Annotated in this window: 19 protein-coding genes; 3 read left to right on the top strand and 16 right to left on the bottom strand. The window is 62.0% G+C overall.

The features are described from left to right. Positions 1–9: 9 nt before the first annotated feature. The 6 genes from P1U55_RS06385 to P1U55_RS06410 form a co-directional block, all read right to left on the bottom strand. Complete coding sequence (locus P1U55_RS06385; RefSeq protein ID WP_301046699.1) at positions 10–1,257, bottom strand: AAA family ATPase; 1,248 nt, start codon at positions 1,255–1,257, stop codon at positions 10–12. Positions 1,258–1,653: 396 nt separating this feature from the next. After that, a complete protein-coding gene (locus tag P1U55_RS06390; RefSeq protein WP_301046700.1) occupies positions 1,654–2,316 on the bottom strand; it encodes an OmpA family protein in 663 nt (220 codons plus the stop codon). Between the two features lie 6 nt (positions 2,317–2,322). Continuing rightward, positions 2,323–3,762, bottom strand: coding sequence for a type II and III secretion system protein family protein (locus P1U55_RS06395; RefSeq protein WP_301046701.1), 1,440 nt, complete (start codon positions 3,760–3,762; stop codon positions 2,323–2,325). A 505-nt stretch (positions 3,763–4,267) separates the two neighbouring features. Next, positions 4,268–5,101: a Flp pilus assembly protein CpaB gene (cpaB, locus tag P1U55_RS06400; RefSeq protein ID WP_301046702.1), complete on the bottom strand. Its 834-nt coding sequence runs from the start codon at positions 5,099–5,101 to the stop codon at positions 4,268–4,270. A gap of 239 nt (positions 5,102–5,340) precedes the next feature. Beyond that, positions 5,341–5,526, bottom strand: a complete 186-nt coding sequence (locus P1U55_RS06405; protein WP_301046703.1) for a hypothetical protein — start codon at positions 5,524–5,526, stop codon at positions 5,341–5,343. 216 nt (positions 5,527–5,742) lie between these two features. Further along, the gene (locus tag P1U55_RS06410) at positions 5,743–5,934 is read right to left on the bottom strand and encodes a hypothetical protein (RefSeq protein WP_301046704.1); all 192 of its coding nucleotides are present in this window, start codon (positions 5,932–5,934) and stop codon (positions 5,743–5,745) included. A gap of 415 nt (positions 5,935–6,349) precedes the next feature. On the opposite strand from P1U55_RS06410, the gene P1U55_RS06415 reads away from it, so the two are divergent. Further along, a complete protein-coding gene (locus P1U55_RS06415) occupies positions 6,350–7,171 on the top strand; it encodes a lytic transglycosylase domain-containing protein (protein ID WP_301046719.1) in 822 nt (273 codons plus the stop codon). A gap of 3 nt (positions 7,172–7,174) precedes the next feature. Next, positions 7,175–8,611, top strand: a complete 1,437-nt coding sequence (locus tag P1U55_RS06420; RefSeq protein WP_301046705.1) for a UbiA family prenyltransferase — start codon at positions 7,175–7,177, stop codon at positions 8,609–8,611. Between the two features lie 17 nt (positions 8,612–8,628). On the opposite strand, the gene P1U55_RS06425 is transcribed toward P1U55_RS06420, so the two are convergent. The 9 genes from P1U55_RS06425 to P1U55_RS06465 form a co-directional block, all read right to left on the bottom strand. Next, positions 8,629–9,033, bottom strand: a complete 405-nt coding sequence (locus P1U55_RS06425) for a VOC family protein (protein WP_301046706.1) — start codon at positions 9,031–9,033, stop codon at positions 8,629–8,631. A gap of 4 nt (positions 9,034–9,037) precedes the next feature. After that, a complete protein-coding gene (locus P1U55_RS06430; RefSeq protein ID WP_301046707.1) occupies positions 9,038–9,865 on the bottom strand; it encodes an SHOCT domain-containing protein in 828 nt (275 codons plus the stop codon). Positions 9,866–9,951: 86 nt separating this feature from the next. Beyond that, entirely contained in the window at positions 9,952–10,698 is a 747-nt protein-coding gene (locus tag P1U55_RS06435) for an SDR family NAD(P)-dependent oxidoreductase (protein WP_301046708.1), read from the bottom strand. Beyond that, positions 10,695–11,990 (bottom strand): FAD-binding oxidoreductase, encoded by a 1,296-nt coding sequence (locus P1U55_RS06440; RefSeq protein WP_301046709.1) that lies wholly within the window; start codon positions 11,988–11,990, stop codon positions 10,695–10,697. Before P1U55_RS06440 ends, P1U55_RS06435 begins: the two co-directional genes overlap by 4 nt. Further along, positions 11,987–12,988: a lysylphosphatidylglycerol synthase transmembrane domain-containing protein gene (locus P1U55_RS06445; RefSeq protein WP_301046710.1), complete on the bottom strand. Its 1,002-nt coding sequence runs from the start codon at positions 12,986–12,988 to the stop codon at positions 11,987–11,989. Before P1U55_RS06445 ends, P1U55_RS06440 begins: the two co-directional genes overlap by 4 nt. Before the next feature lie 70 nt (positions 12,989–13,058). Continuing rightward, a complete protein-coding gene (locus tag P1U55_RS06450; RefSeq protein WP_301046712.1) occupies positions 13,059–13,637 on the bottom strand; it encodes a hypothetical protein in 579 nt (192 codons plus the stop codon). A 165-nt stretch (positions 13,638–13,802) separates the two neighbouring features. Further along, complete coding sequence (locus tag P1U55_RS06455; protein WP_301046713.1) at positions 13,803–14,426, bottom strand: 3-oxoacid CoA-transferase subunit B; 624 nt, start codon at positions 14,424–14,426, stop codon at positions 13,803–13,805. Continuing rightward, a complete protein-coding gene (locus P1U55_RS06460) occupies positions 14,426–14,641 on the bottom strand; it encodes a hypothetical protein (RefSeq protein ID WP_301046714.1) in 216 nt (71 codons plus the stop codon). Before P1U55_RS06460 ends, P1U55_RS06455 begins: the two co-directional genes overlap by 1 nt. Continuing rightward, entirely contained in the window at positions 14,641–15,345 is a 705-nt protein-coding gene (locus P1U55_RS06465; RefSeq protein ID WP_301046715.1) for a CoA transferase subunit A, read from the bottom strand. The genes P1U55_RS06460 and P1U55_RS06465 overlap by 1 nt, the downstream gene beginning before the upstream one ends. Before the next feature lie 156 nt (positions 15,346–15,501). Here P1U55_RS06465 and P1U55_RS06470 point away from each other — a divergent pair, with 156 nt between their 5' ends. Beyond that, entirely contained in the window at positions 15,502–16,401 is a 900-nt protein-coding gene (locus P1U55_RS06470) for an MBL fold metallo-hydrolase (RefSeq protein WP_301046716.1), read from the top strand. 73 nt (positions 16,402–16,474) lie between these two features. On the opposite strand, the gene topA is transcribed toward P1U55_RS06470, so the two are convergent. Further along, the coding region (gene topA, locus P1U55_RS06475; RefSeq protein ID WP_301046717.1) for a type I DNA topoisomerase at positions 16,475–18,601 on the bottom strand (2,127 nt) is incomplete at its 5' end.

The raw sequence follows: 18,601 nt of genomic DNA on the forward strand, positions 1-18,601 counted from the left end.
GTCGTGCGGTCAGGCGGCGGCTTCTTCCGCCTGAACCAGGTCAAGGAGTGACTTGGCCAATTTTTGAATTTCCTTGCGGAGCGGGTTCTTGGCGGCGTGTTCCGCCAACGGCAGGCCATGGTCAGCGGAATCGCTCACCGGCTTGGCCCCGTTGGGCAGCCAAAGCTCCATGTCGATATCAAGGCCATCGGCCATGCGTTTGACGCGGTTCTTGCCGCTGATATCGGTAAATTTTGGTGCGCGGTTAAGCACATAGCGGATTTTCTCGAACGGCAGATCCTCGGACTTGAGGGCGCGCACCATGCGCATGACGTTCTGCGCCGAGCGCATATCCAGCTCAACCGGCGCAAAATAGACCTGCGCGGCATCAAGCACGGTTTCGGTCCAGGCGACGACGCATTTGGGCATGTCGACGATCACGAAATCAAAGTTGGCGCGGGCCATTTCGAGGATGGCGGCAATGTCTTCAGGGCCAATGATATCAAGCGGCAGCATCTCGGCCGGGGCGGTGAGGACGTGCATCTTGTCGTTGAAGTGCTGCAAGGCGGCCATGAAGGCGGAGCTGTCCATCGCATCGGTATCCGACAGCAGCTCGTAGACGGCCTCTTTGCAGGAAAGATCAAGGAAGGTGTGGACCGAGCCGAACTGGAAATCCAGATCGATCAGGCAAACCTTTGGATTGTCGGTTTTGGCCCCGGTGGCCAGCTCATAGGCGAGGTTGACGGCCAGCGTGCTGGACCCGGAGCCGCCAGCAAGCCCGTGGACCGCGAGGAGCACGCCATCACGGTCGCCTGTGGCGGTCATCGTGGGGGCGGCGGGCGCGGCGGGAAGCACGGGCGCGGCGGGTTCGGGGATGCGCAAGCGCTCGATGGCCTCGTGCAGGGCCTTCTCGGGGAGCGGGTAGGGCACGAAATCATCAGCGCCGTTGTGCAGCAGCTGGTGCAGCACGATGGGCGAGACATCTTCAGCGATCAGGATGGCCTTGATGCCCTTGTCGCGGGCGCGGGTGATGACAGCGGTGATCTGTGTGAGGTGTTCCTCGTCTTCGGCATCCATTGCGATGGCGAGAAACTCAAGCTCATCGCATTCATCCTGCTCAAGGAAGGCAAGAGCTTCAGCAAAGCTCAAGTCACCCCAGCTTTCCCCGAGCTCGGTTTCCATATCCTCGATCAACAGATCGAAGTTCTGCACATCGCGCGACACGGTGCAGGCAGTGATCGGCGCCGGTTCTGGCTGCAGAACTGCTGTCATGGTCATTGCCTCACGTCCTTTTACCTACTGTTTACGCCCGTGAGCCTTACGATTGCGTTTCCCGAAGCACATTTCCTGTTTCACTTCGAGCCCCGGCCCCTGGGCGGTGGCGCACGACTCACGTACGCGCACTGCTCCCAATAGGGGCTTTTGTGACCGTCAATCTGGGCAGCAATGCGGCTGAAAAGCCGAAATTGTTTGGTATTTGGGGTTGGTAGCCGGGTTCAGGGCTGGTTGTTTCCGGGGGTGGCGCCAATGGGCCGCAGTTATCCCCAGTTAGTTAAGAATTGCTTTAAAATGTAGAAACGCGCGCCGGTTGGGCGCGCGTTTTTGTGGTTGGCGTATCTCCCCTGCGCCTCCCCGCCTTAAGAGTGAGGCAGGAGCGGGCAGGGCAGGGGACTGTTAACGCTCTTCGCCCGAGGCGCTGTCGCTGACGATGGTGAGCTCATGCGGCTCGGTCGCCGAGGTGACTGTTTCGGTGTAGGTGAAGAGGGCGTATTTGCCGTCCTGGAAGAACGGACGCTTGCCCATGAAGCCCGAAACCTCGGTCACGGTCCGACGGTTGCGGCGCTCGCGGTCCTGGGTGTGGATCAGTGGCTGGGTTTCCCCAAAGCTGGCCACGGCCTCTAGACGGGAGCGCGAAATGCCGCGCGACACCAGGTAGTTTACCGCAGCACGCGCCCGGCGCAGGCCGAGACGCTTATTATAGGCGTTGGAGCCAACCAGATCGGTATGGCCGAATACCCGGAAGCGCACGGTGGGGTACCGGGCGATCCAGGCGGCCTGTTGATCAAGTGCGGCCCGCGCCGAGGCATCGAGCGCCGCGGAGTTGAAGGCGAAGTTGATCGTGGTGGGCGCCTGAGCCGCAAATTTGCGCGACAGTTCGATTGCCGCGTTGCGCTGGCCGGTGTGCACGAGATGGTTGTTCATCGTCGAGTTGCCGAAGTTCCCGGCATCAAGGTCGCCCCCGGCGGTTGCGTTGAAGTTGCGCGTGCTTTCGGGGGTGCAGCCTGCCACCGCAACTGCGGTGGACAGGATGCCAATGGTGAGAAGGTGCTTTTTCATGGTCACTTACTCCATCACGTAGCCATAGGAACCCGAGAAGTCCTGCCGGGCCACTTCACCTGCACCTGTATTGGAGGTGCTGATCGAGCCGCCATTGTTGGAAGCTGCATCAATGCCGTGCAGGAAGAACTCACGCTCAGTGGGGGGGCGCACACGGTCGGTGGGGAGCGCAAGCGCCTCGCCGGTTGTGGGCGACACGAGGTGTGCCGAGACGATGATCACAAGCTCCGACTGGCTGCGCTGGTAATCCGACGAGCGGAACAGCGTTCCCAGGATCGGGATATCACCGAGCCATGGCACCTTGGAGATCCCATCGGTGAAGTCATCCTGAAGCAGGCCGGCAATTGCAAAGCTCTCGCCATCGCGCAGCTCAACCGTGGTTGAGGTGGAGCGGGTGCGGAAGCCGTTGACCGTGAAGCCCTCATCGGTGAAGCCGATGGTGGGATCCACACCGGAAACCTCTGCCGTCAGGCGCAGGTTGATGTTTTTGGCAATCACGCGGGGCGTGAAGTTGAGCAGGATACCGAACGGCTTGAAGTCAACCGAAACGGTGCCGTTGTCCTGCGCCACCGGCACGGGATATTCGCCACCGGCAAGGAACTCGGCGTTCTGGCCTGACAGGGCTGTCAGGTTTGGCTCTGCGAGGGTGCGGATGAAACCGCGTGTCTCAAGAGCTTCGAGCAGAACCGCAAACTCGACAGAGCCTGCATTGATCCCGATCGAGAACGCACCGCTGCGCTCGGATGCGCCGGGCACGCCGGTATTGGCATTGCCGTTGAGGATATTGCTGAGGTTGGTTTGATCCGACAGCGTTTGCGAGCCGCCAAGGATGCCAACATCGCCGTCAACCCCGTTGACGGCCAGCGAGGCCGAGAGGCTTTTGCGCACCGAGCGGTTCATCTCGGCGAAGCGGACTTTCAGCATCACCTGCTGGCTGCCCGAAACGGTCATCAGGTTGGACACCCGCGACGGGGCGTACCGCTGGGCCAGATCAAGCGCGCGGTCAATGGCCTGAGCCGAGGTTACGGTGCCCGAAAGGATCAGACCGTCATTTGCCGGGCGCACCTCGACGTGTTCGCCGGGGAGCACTTCGCGCAGGCGTTCTTTCAGCTCGGAAATATCCGGCGTGACCTGCACTTCGACATTGGTGATAAGCGAGCCGTCGGGCGCAAGAAGCGTAAGCGTCGTGCGGCCCGGGGCCTTGCCGAGCACATAGATCGACCGCTCGGAGAGGGTGGAAATATCTGCAATGCCCGGATTGGCGATGGAAAGCTCCGCAAAGGCCTCGTCGCTTTCAACGACAACAGCCCGGTTCATCGGAACTTTCAGTTTTGAAGAGGCTGCACCGTTCATGACCCGCAGGGTCTGGGCGGAAGCCTGTTGAATACTTGGGATAAAAGCAGCCAAGCCGAGAAGGCCCGCTGCGATAAGCGTCTTCATTTTCATTGTGACCCTGCCTCATGTCACTGCGATTTAAACGGGGCATTTTCGCCCACTTATGGTGTGACCATCCTGCGGGATGAATTGTTTTATAGCAAGAATCAATGCGTTGGAGCGTTGCCTTTATGTAGTTTCGCGGCAACAGAGCCCTATTTCTAGCGCCCCGACTCCGGCATGCCCCTAGGGCTAGCGGTTTTTCAGGGGCCCTGCCCAGAGGGGGGCGGTTTTGGTGGCCGTGACCATCCCCATAACGGAGGGCCGGCCAAACCCGGCGGGGTGGCTTGTGGGGAAAAGGAGAGGGCTAACACCAAGCTCATTGCGGTGCGCTTCTTTGGATAACCCCTTGCAGGGAATGGTATTTTTGCCACCGGGGTCAGCCGAGCGGTGCGTGCCACACGTAGCCGGTGCGCCGCCGCCGTGCTTTAGCCAGACCCTTGTTTCAGGGCTTTGACAGCAATCGGCCCGGCGCTCTTTCGAGGCCGGGCCAGGCAAGTTTGACGGGAATGTCAGATCAGTTGGTGCAGGGGATCGGCTGTTCGATCACCTCGGCCCCTTTGCGGACCTTGGTGGTGCAGACACGTTCAACCTCAACCTGGCGAACCTCACGGTCGGCGATGCCGAGCAGGCGTTTCTGGTCAATCTCGATATCGGCGGAAACCGTATCATCCTCGGCGCCGACCAGCGACAGTGTGAGCCGGCCGGAGCTTTGGGCCTGCGCCAGCGCCGCCACCTGATTGGGCGAAACCGCCACCGTGACGGTGCGTGCAATCGACGGGCTCTGGTGGCCGGTGTCGGAGGACTGGTCAACCGCGATGAGCTGGATGCGGGTTTCGATGAGCTTGGTCGCCTCGCGGCCCTGAATGTTGCCGGTCCAGTAAATATCAACTCGGTCCCCAGGGCGCAGGAAGCCCGACACGCCTGAGGTGCGGTCCACCTTGATGGCGAAGGCGCGCATACCCCTTTCGAGGCGCGACGTGATGCCGGCATCCTCGCCCGGCTCGGTCACCTTGGCGGCGAGCACCGGCTCGAACTTGGTCATGTTGGTGATGATGGTGCGCGGCTTGGCGCCCACGGGGAAGAGATCTTCCATCTTCAGGAAGTGGCCCTTGGGCAAGCTGTCTTTCTGCCAGCGGATCTTGACGACATCCTCTTCACGGAGGCTTTCGCCGTAGGCCTTGTCCTTGGCCAGAACCAACACTTCAATGGTTGGCTTTGATTTGGCGCGGGCGGCCAGAAGCGCGTTGCGCTCATGGGTCATGTTGGCCAGGTAGCCCTGGGCCATGTAGACCGCTGTGCCTGCCAGCGCGATCCCGACGATCAGGACCAATCCGAAGATCATCCGCATGACGTATCCTTTCTTTTTGCCACGGGTCGGGGGAAGACGGAAAAGGCCCCACACACCGCCCGCGAGTCAAACGTGCTCGTGAAGGCAAATTGATGCTGGAATGCGGCGAAAGCGGGGCGAGGCAACGTCAAACCCAAGGAATGTTCTGGAACAAGAAACGCCGACCCTGGGGCCGGCGTTTTTGTAGGTGATATCCGTGAGCAGGGGCGCGGGTTCTCCGGTGGCTGCGCGGACGAAGTTTAGTAGGTTGCGATTGACGTTGCGCCAACATGCGAGCCGAGGCTCGACGAGTAATTTATCGCGCCGTCGGCGATAAGTGTGACCACGCCGATCCCGAGGCCGACAATGGCGGCGGTCAGAACCACCCAGTCCACTGTCACAGCACCGTCTTCATCGCGGGCAAAACGGGAAAGCAGGTTTTCCATTTTTCTTCTCCGGTTGTCATCGACGCCCCTGTGCCGACTTATTCTTCATTAGTGCCCTGATGGGCCGTTACAATTTCGCGCCCGAATGAGGCGCAAGTATGGTGGCAGAATGTCGCAGTCGTGAAACCTTCAAGCCGGTTTCGTGAGCAACTTCAGGACATAAAAAAAGCCGTGCCCCAAGTGGGACACGGCTCTTTTCGGAGTATCCGCTTGCGATTAGTAAGTCGCGATGGACATGCCGTTCAGCTCGCCGGAGATCTTGCCGGCCAGCGAGGTCACGCCGTCGGAGACCGATGCGAGAACGGCGATGCCGAGGCCCACGATAGCGGCGGTCAGCACAACCCAGTCAACAGTCACAGCACCGTCTTCGTCGTTGCGGAAGTTTTTCACGAAGTTAAAAAGTTTCATAGTATATCCCTCCAAGGATTTTCGCTCGTTTCCAGTGTCTACCTGAGCGGATCATCTCGAACCGGCCTCTTTAGTGGCCCGATCCCCGTCTCGGTATGTCGCTAATAAGCCCCTTGATCGTGGCACGAGTTGGGCGGGTATCGGACAATTTTGGAGCGGCCCGAAAAATCGCATGAAATCCATTTAACGATATGTTTTATAACGATAATTTTTTAGAAAGAAATTTCTGAACGATCTCGATAGTCGACCGAATGCAACAAATTGCAACCGCATTTTACTCATTGTTTCCCTTTTTCTGGCTATGTGAGCCGGAATTTGCGAGTCTCCCGACAAAAGAGAAAAAGATAATTGAGCAGGAAAGGCGCGAAACATGCGTCGAGCGACAGTGGCCGTGCTGGCAAGTGTGGGGATTCTGATGGGTGGGGTGTGCCTTGCCGAGGAACCCACCCGCGATAATTTCACCTTCAAGAGGGTAAAGGTAGGCAAGGGCCTGCCGGGAAAACGCATCTCTGTGCAGATCGACCCTGAGGCGCAGGCGCGTTATCTGGCCGTTCCCGAGGATGAAAAGAAGAAAGCCGAGGCAGAAGGGGAGGGAGAGGTCGTTACCGCGAGCCTTGATCCCGAGGCGGCTTTGCCCGCCGCGCCGACCTATGGGTGGTTCTGGACGCAGATCAGCCCTCAACTGGCGGCCAAAGCGCCGGGGCGGCTGAACTCGGCGGTGCAAATGCTCACCAATGGCCCCGAAGGGCAGACGGTAAAAGCACCGCGCCTCGCGCAAATGAAGAAGATCGCCGATCTGCATGGTGCAGAGATATTGAAAGCCACGATTGGCACCGATGTTTCGCCGGCGCTGGTTCTGGCGGTGATCGGGATCGAGAGTGCGGGGAATATAGAAGCGGTGTCATCCGCCGGGGCGCAGGGGTTGATGCAGCTTATGCCCGACACCGCCAAGCGCTTTGGCGTGCAGGACAGCGGTGATGCGACCCAGAACATCAAGGGTGGGGTGAAATACCTCAACTGGTTGATGAAGGAGTTTGACCGCGATCCGCTGTTGGTGCTGGCCGGGTACAATGCGGGCGAGGGGGCGGTGAAGAAGCACAAAGGTGTGCCGCCTTATGCCGAAACCCGCGATTATGTGCCCAAGGTTCTGGCGGCCTGGACGGTAGCGCGGGGCCTGTGCCTGACGCCGCCGGAGCTTGTGAGCGATGGTTGCGTTTTTGCGCCCAAGGGGGGCTGAGGCGTGTCGCAGATCAAGCCGCTGGTGCTGGATGTTGATGGCACCTTTCTAAAGACCGACCTGTTGCTGGAAACCTTTTGGGCCGGGCTTGGGCATGACCCGCTGGCCACTCTGGCGGCCAGCGTGACCCACTTTCGCCACCCCGAAAAGCTGAAAGCAGCCTTGGCGCGGATCACGCCGGTGCGCACCGATCTGATGCCGGTGCACCCGGATATTTCCAAGCTGGCTGACCAATCCAAGGCGGCAGGGCGCGAGGTGGTGCTGGCCTCGGCCTCCAACGAAGGCCTGGTGCGCCAGATCGCCGATGAACACGGGTTTTCGCCGCGCATCTTTGCGTCGACAGAGGTGGTGAACCTGAAAGGGCAGGCCAAGGCGGAGGCTTTGGTAGAGGCCTTTGGCAAGGACGGCTTTGACTATGCGGGCAATGCGCCTGTGGATGCAAAGGTGTGGTCAGAGGCCGAGAACGTGCTGATGGTTGGCGCGCAGCCGTCGCTGGCCGCCCGCCTCGCGCGGGCCGGAAAGAACGTGACAACCTATCCCGGTGGCTGGGCGTGGCGCGATGTGATCCGCGCCATTCGCCCGCATCAGTGGGTCAAGAACGTGCTGTTGCTACTGCCGATGCTGGCGGCGCATGACTTTACCCTTGCCACCCTGCTGCCGGTGCTGATGGGGATTGTCGCCTTCTCGGCGGCGGCCTCTTCTATATATGTTGTCAACGATCTGCTCGATCTGGAGGCCGACCGGCTGCACCCGACCAAGAGCCGCCGCCCGTTTGCCTCGGGCGCGGTGCCGATCGGCGTGGGCATGGTTATAGGTGTGGGGCTTGGGCTATCGGCGCTGCTCCTCGCGGCCTCGCTGAACTGGGCGTTCCTTGGGGTGATCGCGCTCTATATCGTGCTGTCGCTGGCCTATTCCCTAAAGCTGAAGCGGATGCGCTGGGTGGATATCGTGATGCTGGCCTCGCTTTACACGGTGCGCGTGGTGGCGGGTGCGGCGGCGGGCGAAGTGGCGATTACCCAATCAATGCTGGTGTTTGTTTTCCCGGTGTTCATCACGCTGGGCTGCGTGAAGCGGCTTACCGAGCTGGCCAGGGCCAAGAATGACGAACGCCTGCCGGGGCGTGGCTATGGCCGGGCGGATCGGCCTGATTTGCTGAATGTGGCCGGGGTTGGCGTGGTGGGTGCGTTGCTGATTTTCTTTATCTACACGCTGACCCCGCAGGCGCAGGCGCTTTACCCGGATCGCTGGCTGCTTTGGTGCGCGATTCCCTTCCTGGCCCAATGGTTGATCCGCATGGTGCGGATCGGCTGGCAGGGAAAGATGGATTATGACCCGATCGTCTTTGCCATGCGCGACAAGGTGGGGCTGGGGGTGATGTTTTTTACCATGTCGTTGCTGTTTTGGGCCGCCGGACTGTGGGCGGAGTGGTTTGGCGCTTAGGTTTGGGGCGATGCAGGTTATGCGCGGCCATCGCTGAACTGGATCAAATCCCACAGGTTGCCATAAAGGTCGGCAAAGACCGCGACGGTGCCATAGGGGGCTTCCTTGGGGTCGCGGGTGAAGGTGACGCCCTTGGCCTTGTAAGCCTCGTAATCACGCCAGAAATCATCGGTGCGCAGGAACATAAACACCCGGCCACCGGCCTGATCGCCGATATATTGTGCCTGGTGGTCATCCGAGGCGCGGGCCAGCAGGAGCGAGGTGTTTGAGGGGCCGCGCGGTTTGACGACGACCCAGCGCTTGTTTTGCTCGGGTTGGTCGCTGTCATCGACCAGCTCAAAGCCGAGGGTTTCGCAGTAAAAGGCGATGGCTTCGTCGTAATCCCGCACGACGAGGGCCATATGGGCGATGCTTTGGGCCATGGGATTAGAGGCGCGCCAGAAGGTCGGTCTTTTTGGCTTCGAACTCGGCATCGGTGAGGATGCCGGAAGCATGCAGGTCTGCCAGTTTCTGGATCAGCGCGATGATGTCATCAGCCTCCGCCGGGGCGGGGGTGGGCGTGCCGGGCGGCGGCGTTTGGGCCACAGGTTCGGGCGCGGGGGCCGGGCTGGGGGTTTGGCTTTGGGCCGGGTCTGCGGGGGTGTCCTCAGCCGCGCCTGGGGTGATTTCTTTCAGATCAGCGAGGCGAACGAGGCCGTTCTGGCTGGTGAAGGTGAGCGATTGGTCGCCGCTTTGCTGCTGCCCGACGCCGAAGATCTGGTGATCGGCGGTGTCATAGACGGTGACTTTGCCCGCAAGATCAATCGCAAGGCGGCGGGTGGCGGGGAAGATCGCGTAGCGCATGTTGTTTTGCGCCCCGGCAGACGAGGGCGCGCCAAGCTCTGCGGGCCAGGGGGAATTGGGCGCGCCGGAGCCGGCGACAAAGAGGCTGGTGCCATGCGCGCCGCTGCTTTGGCTTTGGCTGGAGGCGGGGGCCGGGGCGAAAGTGCCGCTGCTGCGCAGCAGGCCCGACAGATCATGGCAAAGGGCATCGACCGTGGCCTTGAGCCCATTGTTGAACATATCGCCCACCATCGTCATCCCGCCCTGTGACCACTGGCCCATGCCGCCAAGATCGGGGTGGTTGAACTGCGCCTGCGTGCCCTGACCCTGAACCAATGCGGAAAGCAGGGTTTCGGCGGCGTCGGTGGAGACGCCGTGGCGGGAGGCGACATCGGAGAGGGCGGCTTTGCCTTCGGGGGTGAGGGCAGACATGAGCGATCCAGTGCTGGACGTGGTGGGACGGGAACCGGGTAGCACTTCTGGCCGTTGCGGGCCACAGGATTGCGCTTTTGGGGCGGTCAGACCGAGAGTTTCTTGAAGATCGGCTCGGGAACCGCGCGGATGATCGACATGATGTAGCGCCAGAAGAACGGGGTATAAAGCACGTTGCGCCCCTTGCGACCGGCTTTCAGCATATGGGCGGCGACCTGATCGGGGGAGGCGACGAGGAACATGCCTTCGACATCCCATGTCATCGCGGTGTCCACGAAACCGGGCTTCACGGTCATCACATGCACGCCTTTGCGGCCCAAACGGTTGCGCAGGCCGGAAAGATAGGTGGCGAAGCCCGATTTGGCGGCGCCGTAGACGTAATTGCCGATGCGTCCGCGATCTCCGGCGACAGAGCCGACGCCGATCACGAGGCCCTTTTCGCGGGCCTCCAGCGCGGGCGCGAGCATTTGCAAAAATCGGGCGGGGCCGGTGAAGCTATCGGTCACGGTGCCGTCGATCAGGGACGGGTCGGCATCTATGGCGTCTTGCGGGGGCATGGAGCCGACGAAAACCGCAGCGCAGAGCGCCTCGTCGCCTGCCAGCTCCTCGGCCCTTTCGATCACCGGCGCAAAAGTGGCGGCGTCACGCGCATCAAACTTCGTGGCGACGGAGGTGGCGGCCCCGCGCAGGGTGCAATCGGCGGCGAGTGCCTCGAGGTCGGCCATGTCGCGGCCTGCGAGCACGAGGTTGGCGCCTTCGCCAGCCAATTGGCGGGCCATGGCGCGGGCCATGGAGGAGGTTGCGCCGAGGAGGATCCAGGTTTCTTGGGTCATTTGGAGGTGCTCCTCAGATCGAGCCGTTTGGTAAGATCGGTTTCATAGCGATGGTCGGGGTCGGTGGCATTGACCAGCGCCGCCCAGTCGGCCTGCTCGGGATACATGCCGCTCATATCTGCGGCGCGCGCAACGCTGTCCTTGGCGAAGTAGATGCGCCCGCCCGCCGCGCGGCACTCGGCGATCAGCTCGGTGATCAGGCCGCGGGTGCCGGGGCGATTGCGGAAATCGACTGCGAGCGTATAGCCCTCCATCGGGAAGGACATGCAGCCCGCGCGCCCTTCGCCCATGCGCTTGAGCACCGCCAGCGGCGAGGCGAGGCCTGAGGTGGCGATGGCGTTGAGCATGGCGCGGATGCAGCCGCGCTCGCCCACCGGCACAACGCATTGGAACTGGTGAAAGCCCTTTTTGCCGTAGAGCTTGTTCCAATCGTGGATCCGGTCCAGCGGGAAGAAGAAATCGTCAATCGGTTTGACCAGCGTGCGGCCCTTGGCGGGAACGCGGCGGAAGTAGAGCTGATTGAAGGCGCGCACGATGGGGGCAGACAGCGCCCAGCCCGGTGCGTTCAGCGGCACCCGGCGGCCGCGCTTGGCGGGCGGAACCAGGCCTGCGCCGGTTTCGCCTTCTTCGAGGATGCCACGGCCGAGCGCCGCGCCCGTGGCTGTCGCGTCGATCCAGCCGACGGTATAGGTGGCGGTGGAGTCATCGAGCAGGGTGAGGAAGCTATCAAGATCATCGGCGCGCCGCTCTGTGACCATCATCACATCGACCTTGCCGCGCAGCATTTGCAGCTTGGCGGACTGGATCGGGCCGGTTTGGCCGAGGCCGCCGACGGTGGCGCGAAACAGCTCCATTCCGGGGGTGAGCACCTTGCCCGAGGCCAGTGTGATTTCGGTGACGTGCTGGCCAAAGCTGCCTGCGCCGTGGTGGTTTTTGCCGTGGACATCCATGGCGATGCAGCCGCCGACGGTGGCAAAGCCGGTGCCGGGCATGACGGCAGGCAAGAAGCCACGCGGCGCAAAGATGCGGGCGAGTTCACCGATGGGCACGCCCGCCTCAACGTGGAGGATTGCACTGGCCTCATCGAAGGACAGGATCTTGTCCATCCGGGACATATCAATGGCGCGGTGATCGGAGACGAGGCAGGCATCGCCGTAGCTGCGCCGGTTGCCGATGGCCGGGCCTTCGGCGGCGACGTGGGCAAGCGCCGAGGCGCGCTCGGGGCGGGCCAGCTCGCCGGTGGCGGATTTGATGCGGCCCCAGCCGCTGTAGGTGCCGGTTTTCCAACTCATGGGGTGGTCGCTTTCAGAGAGGCACGCTCGGCGGCGGGGAAGGCGAGGATGCCGATCCCGATGGCAAACCAGAGCGTGGTGATGCGGATGATGGCGGTGGCGGGCACGGAGACCTCAAGCGGAATGCCGTGCAGCTTGAGCAGGGCAATCATGGCCGCTTCGGCACCGCCAATGCCGCCGGGGGCGCCGGTGAGGCCGCCCGCGAGGGTGGAGAAGACAAAGATGGCGATGGCCGAGAACAGGCCGATATCGGCGCCCATCCAGCCGAGCAGCAGCGCAAAGGCGATGCCTTCGGCCAGCCAGCCCGCCGCGCCGAGGCTGAGCGAGCCTGCGATGGTGGGCAGGGTCGAGAAAACGGTGAGGGACCGGGCCGCCGAGCGGATGCGCCCAAAGGCGCGCGGGGCGCGGCCAAGCAGGCGGTAAAGGACGGTGACAATGCGGGTGAGCAGGGCGGGGCGGGTGGCGACGATGGCGGCAATGAGCGCCAGAGCGGCCACGGGGAACGCCCCGGTTATGCCCATGGTCGACAGGCTGAGAGATAGCGCAAGGATCGCGCCCATGGCGGCAAGATCAGAGGCGCGGTCAACCAGAACGAGGGGGGCGGAGCGGGTAAAGCGCCACCCGGTTTCGCGGGAAATCCAGCGCATGCGCACCAGCTCACCCACCCGGCCGGGGGTGACTGTCATCGCGAAGCCGCCAAGGAAATGGCGCAGCGAGGCTGAGAGCGGCAGGCCGAGGCCGAGGCGGCGGGAAAACAGGTGCCAGCGCAGCCCGCGCAGCCCGTAGTTGGCCAGTGAGAGCAGCAGCAAGAGCCCGATTTGCCAGAGCGACAGGCGGGCAACCTGCGCCCAGCTTTCCTGCCAGCCGCCTGCCAGTGCCAGCCCGCCAAGCCCCACCGCAAAGAGTGCGAGCAGCCCCAGAAGGAACAGCGCTTCACGCCCGCGGCGGCGCGCGCGCGGGGTGGGGGCGGAGGAGAGGGTGCTTGATGCCAGTGTCATTGCCTGCCCGAGTAGCAACAGAATTGGGCAATTTTAAGGTGCTGTTTCACTTTTGGCGACAATCAAAGGCTCAGTCATCCCCACGCGGCATGGTTTGGCTGGCGAGGCCAAATAGCGCCACCTCATAGCCGATCGAGGCAATGGCGCGGAACGCCAGCCAGATAAGGCTGTCGGCCTCGGTGATGAGCAGCTCATTGGTGACGATCAGCGCGGTGAGCAGCAGGATTTGCAGCTGTGCGATGTGGCGTGCCCAGCTTGGTGGCACGTCGCTCGGCATATCGGGCGCGGGGCCGGTGAGCAGGGTGCGCAGGGCCGGCAGCCCGGCCAGCACAAGATGTGCAGCGAAGATGCGTTGCAGCCATGGGGTGCCATCGGCCAGCAGATAGGCGGTGCAGAGCAGGAGGGGCATGAGGGTGGTCAGGTAGACGGCGCGGTTGGTCAGGGCACGCATATTGGGGTTGCGCAGAAGGGCGGGCAGGGCGCGGACATAGGAGAAGAGGCAGGCTGAAATCAACGTGAGCGCCAGTGGGGAGACCGGGCTTTCTGGTGGGAGCGTTGCGTGGGTGATCAGCCCGGCGCTGAGGAGCACAAGGGCGTTTTCCAGCGCAGGGCGCGGGATGCGTCTGAGTAGAAAGGGCAGGCGGATCATGCGCGCACCCTCGCGCGGCGGCGCGGCGCGGGCGAGACCGGACTGGGGCGATTGCGTGACGCGGCGAGCGAGTGGCGCCCCTGGCGCGAACCCGCGCGCTTTGCTAAGGATTTGAGAGGGCAGGGAAATCGGGCGGCGCGTGGGGCGCCACCCGATGGTTTTTGCTTAAACGATGGTGGCGTCGGTGGAGGCGCGAAGCTCTTCTTCGGTGACGCCTTCGGCCAGTTCAACGATCTTGAGGCCACCTTCGACCACATCGAGCACACCGAGGTTGGTGATGATCCGGTCCACCACAGCCTTGCCGGTGAGCGGCAGGGTGCATTCCTTCAGCACCTTGCTTTCGCCGTGCTTGTTGGTGTGATCCATCACCACGATGACGCGGCCAACACCGGCCACAAGGTCCATCGCGCCGCCCATGCCTTTCACGAGCTTTCCGGGGATCATCCAGTTGGCAAGATCACCGTTCTCGGCCACTTCCATTGCGCCAAGGATCGCGGCGGCGATCTTGCCGCCACGGATCATCGCAAAGCTCTGGGCGCTGTCAAAATAGGCGGTGCGCTTCAGCTCGGTGATGGTTTGCTTGCCGGCGTTGATCAGATCGGGGTCTTCATCGCCCTCAAGCGGGAAGGGGCCCATGCCGAGCATGCCGTTTTCGGATTGCAGGGTGATATCCTTGTCGCCGACGTAATTGGCCACAAGGGTCGGGATGCCGATCCCGAGGTTGACATACATGCCGTCTTCAAGCTCATCGGCCGCGCGGGCGGCCATCTGGTTACGGTCCCAGGGCATTATTCTTTCCCTTCAAAAATGACCGAGCGCTCGTGAAGGGCAAGGCCGCTGTCATTGATGTTTTTCACGCTGCCAAAACCACGCATTCTTCTGCTCGCGCTATAAGCAACGTCGCTGTAAGTGATGCTGGTGGCAGTGAGCCTGCCCATGTTGGATTGGGCTGTGCTGATTAGGTTTTGTCGCAGGGGTTCTGCCAACGCGGGACTATCGAGCATTATGCGTCCTCCCGCTTGCGCACGGTGCGGTTTTCGATCCTGTTTTCGTGTTCGCCCTGTACGATGCGGTGCACATAAATGCCGGGCAGGTGGATCTTGTCGGGGTCAAGGCTGCCGGTGGGCACGATTTCCTCTACCTCGGCGATGCAGATCTTGCCGCAAGTGGCGGCGGGCGCGTTGAAGTTGCGCGCGGTCTTGCGGAACAAAAGGTTGCCGGTTTCATCGGCTTTCCACGCCTTGATGATGGCGAGATCGGCGACGATGCCTTCTTCGAGGATATAGTCTTCCCCGTTGAATTGCTTCACTTCCTTGCCCTCGGCGATCACCGTGCCGACGCCGGTTTTGGTGTAAAACCCCGGAATGCCGGCCCCGCCTGCGCGCATCCGCTCGGCCAGGGTGCCCTGGGGATTGAACTCAAGCTCAAGCTCGCCCGAAAGATACTGGCGCATGAACTCGGCATTTTCGCCCACGTAAGAGCTCATCATTTTTTTGACCTGCCGGGTTTCTAGCAGTTGCCCCAGCCCAAAACCATCGACGCCTGCATTATTGGAGGCGACGGTAAGATCCTTGGTGCCTGCATCGCGGATGGCCGCGATCAAGAGCTCGGGGATGCCGCAAAGGCCGAAGCCCCCGGCTGCGATTAACATGCCGTCGAACAAGGTGCCCTCAAGGGCCTCGGACGCGGAGCCATAGACTTTCTGCATGGTCTCTCCTCTGGAACGCTTGCTCATGTTTTCTCGTGCCGCTTGGCTGGTGTCAATCTATTGGCGGGCTTTTGCCCGGTTGGGGGTTTAACATCGCCACGAGGGGTTTATATTCAGATTAACGAATGTGAATATGGTAGACCAAGGAGCAACCAAATGATCAAATCTCCCCATACCGACCAGCCCGGAAGCCCGGATGTTGCCTGCTTTTATGAAGAAACGACAGGCTCCTGGCAGTATGTTGCCTCGGACCCGGAGACCAAGCGCGCGATCATCATTGATCCGGTGCTGGATTTTGATCCCGCCGGGGGCGCGACCTGGACGGCGAGTGCCGATGAAATTGCGGATTATGTGGCCGCCGAGGGGCTGACGGTGGAGTGGGTGCTGGATACCCACCCCCATGCCGACCATTTTTCATCGGCGCATTACCTTGCTGAAAAGCTCGGCGCGAAGCAGGCGATTGGGGAAAAGGTGCTGAAGGTGCAGGAGATCTGGGCCGATTATTATGCCGATGACAGCCTTGCCAACAGCCCCGGCCACTGGGACCGGCTTTTTGCCGATGGTGACAGTTTCAAGGTGGGGGGGCTGGAGATCAAGGTGATGCTGTCAACCGGGCATACGCTGGCGTCGGTCTCATACCTCGTGGGCGATGCGATCTTTGCCCATGATACCTTTATGGTGCCCGATAGCGGCACCTCGCGGGCCGATTTCCCCGGTGGCTCGACCGAGGAGCTTTGGGAGAGCTTGCAGGCCATTCTTGCGCTGCCCGAGGACACGCGGGTGTTTGTGGGGCACGACTACGGCAAGGGCGGGCGCGATCCGGCCTGCATGGCCACGGTGGGGGAGCATCTGGAGAGCAATATCCACGTAAAGCGGGGTGTGACGCGGGAGGAATTCATCAAGACCCGCGATGAGCGTGACGCCACGCTCTCCCTGCCCAAACAAATGCTCTACGCGCTTCAGGTAAACCTGCGTGGCGGGCGTTTGCCTGAGCCGGACGCGAAGGGCCGCGCGGTGCTGCGGGTGCCGCTGAACCGCTTTGATCCGCAAAAATAACGGGGATTGTCGCGGCGGCCTGGCGGTGCTTTCGCAGGGCCAGGCCGCTGATTTTAAACCGAAGTTGGCGGCGCTATTCTTCTGGCGCCGCCTTTTTTGCGGCCGGTTTCTTTGCCGCGGGCTTTTTGGCTGGAGCCTTCTTTGCCGGTGCCTTTTTCGCCGTTGTTTTCTTGGCGGCAGGCTTTTTGGCGGCGGCCTTTTTGGGTGCGGCTTTCTTGCGGCCCCCGCCCTTTTTGGCGGCTTTTTCGGCGATCAGTTCCAACGCCTGTTCCATGGTGACCTGCTCAACATCGTTGCCCTTGGGCAGGGTCGCGTTGATCTTGTCCCACTTCACATAGGGGCCGTATTTGCCCTCCATGATGGCAACAAGGCCGCCCTCGGAAGGGTGCTCGCCCAACTCGCGCAGGGTTTTCGCTTGGCCGCGTGCGCCGCGTGAGGCGACTTTCTCGGCCAAAAGCTGCACGGCGCGGTTCATGCCGACCTCCCACACCTCATCAAGGCTTTCGAGGTTGGCGTTGGTGCCGCCCCGGTCAGAGGTGCTTTCAGCGTGTTTGATATAGGGCCCATAGCGCCCGATATTGGCCCAGACATTCACCCCATCTTCGGGGTGCTGCCCGATCAGCCGGGGCAGGGCGAGCAGGCGCACGGCGGTGGGCAGATCAACCTCTTCGGGTTTCCACTCTTTCGGGATCGACTGGCGTGGCGGTTTCTTGTTTTCTTCCGTCACTTCGCCGCGCTGGGCGTAGGGGCCAAAGCGGCCTTTCATGATCCAGATCTTATCGCCTGCGTCCTCGCCCAGCAGCTTGCCCTCGGGCGGGATTGCGCTTTTTTCGGCCTCGGGATCGGGCGGGCCGAAGGGGCGGGTATAGCGGCATTCGGGGTAGTTGGAGCAGCCGATGAAGGCGCCGCCGGAGCGGGCCGTGCGCATGGAGAGCCGCCCCTTGCCGCAATGGGGGCACAGGCGCGGATCGCCGCCCTCGGGCGTGGGTGGGAAGAGATGCGGCTCGAGCACCTCGTTGATCTTTTCCAGCACCTCGGTGATGCGCAGCTCGGAGGTCTCCTCGATCGCGGCCTTGAAATCACGCCAGAAGCTGGCGAGCACCTCCTTATAGGCGGCGTCACCGGCGGAAACCTCATCAAGCTCCTCTTCCAGCTTGGCGGTGAACTCATAGCCCACATATTTGCGGAAGTAGTTGGAAAGAAACGCAATAACGAGGCGGCCCTTATCCTCGGGGATGAGCCTGTTCTTGTCTTTGCGCACATATTCACGGTCCTGGATCGTGGTGACGATCGAGGCATAGGTGGAGGGGCGGCCGATGCCCAGTTCTTCCATCCGTTTGACCAACGTGGCCTCGGTGTAGCGCGGTGGCGGTTGGGTGAAGTGCTGCTCCGGGGTCACGCTGGATTTTTGCGCGGCCTCGCCTTGGGACATTTGCGGCAGGCGCTTGTCATCATCATCCACCACATCATCGTCACGGCCCTCTTCATAGACCGCGAGGAAGCCATCAAACAGCACGACCTGGCCGTTGGCGCGCAGTTCGATCTGCTTGTCAGCCGAGCCAACGGTGACGGTGGTGCGCTCAAAGCGGGCGGATTCCATCTGGCTGGCGAGTGTGCGCTTCCAGATCAGATCGTAGAGCTTGGCCTGATCCGGCTCCAGCCGCAGTGAGGCGGCATCGGCCTTCATGTCTGTCGGGCGGATACACTCGTGGGCTTCCTGCGCGTTCTTGGCCTTGTTTTTATAGATGCGCGGCTTGCCTGGCACATAATCGGCCCCAAAGCGCGCAGAGATTGCATCGCGCGCGGCGGTGACGGCTTCGGGGGCCATATCAATGCCATCGGTCCGCATGTAGGTGATGTGCCCGGCCTCATAAAGCCGCTGCGCCGTGCTCATGCAGGCCCGCGCGCCCATGCCAAACTTGCGGCTGGCCTCCTGCTGGAGAGTCGAGGTCATGAAGGGGGGCGAGGGGTTGCGGGTGCCGGGCTTGGCCTCAACCGATTGCACGGTGAGATCGCGCGAGGTGATCGCCTGCACCGCCAGTTCGGCGGCGGTTTCATTGGCGATGTCGTATTTATCAAGCTTCTGGCCGCCCAGAACGGTGAGGCGGGCCTCGTAGGTTTGGCCGCGCGGCGTGGTGAGCAGCGCCTTGACCGACCAGTATTCACGGGCGCGGAAGGCCTCGATCTCCATCTCGCGCTC

This window comes from Vannielia sp., from assembly GCF_029212645.1.
Taxonomy (GTDB): domain Bacteria; phylum Pseudomonadota; class Alphaproteobacteria; order Rhodobacterales; family Rhodobacteraceae; genus Vannielia.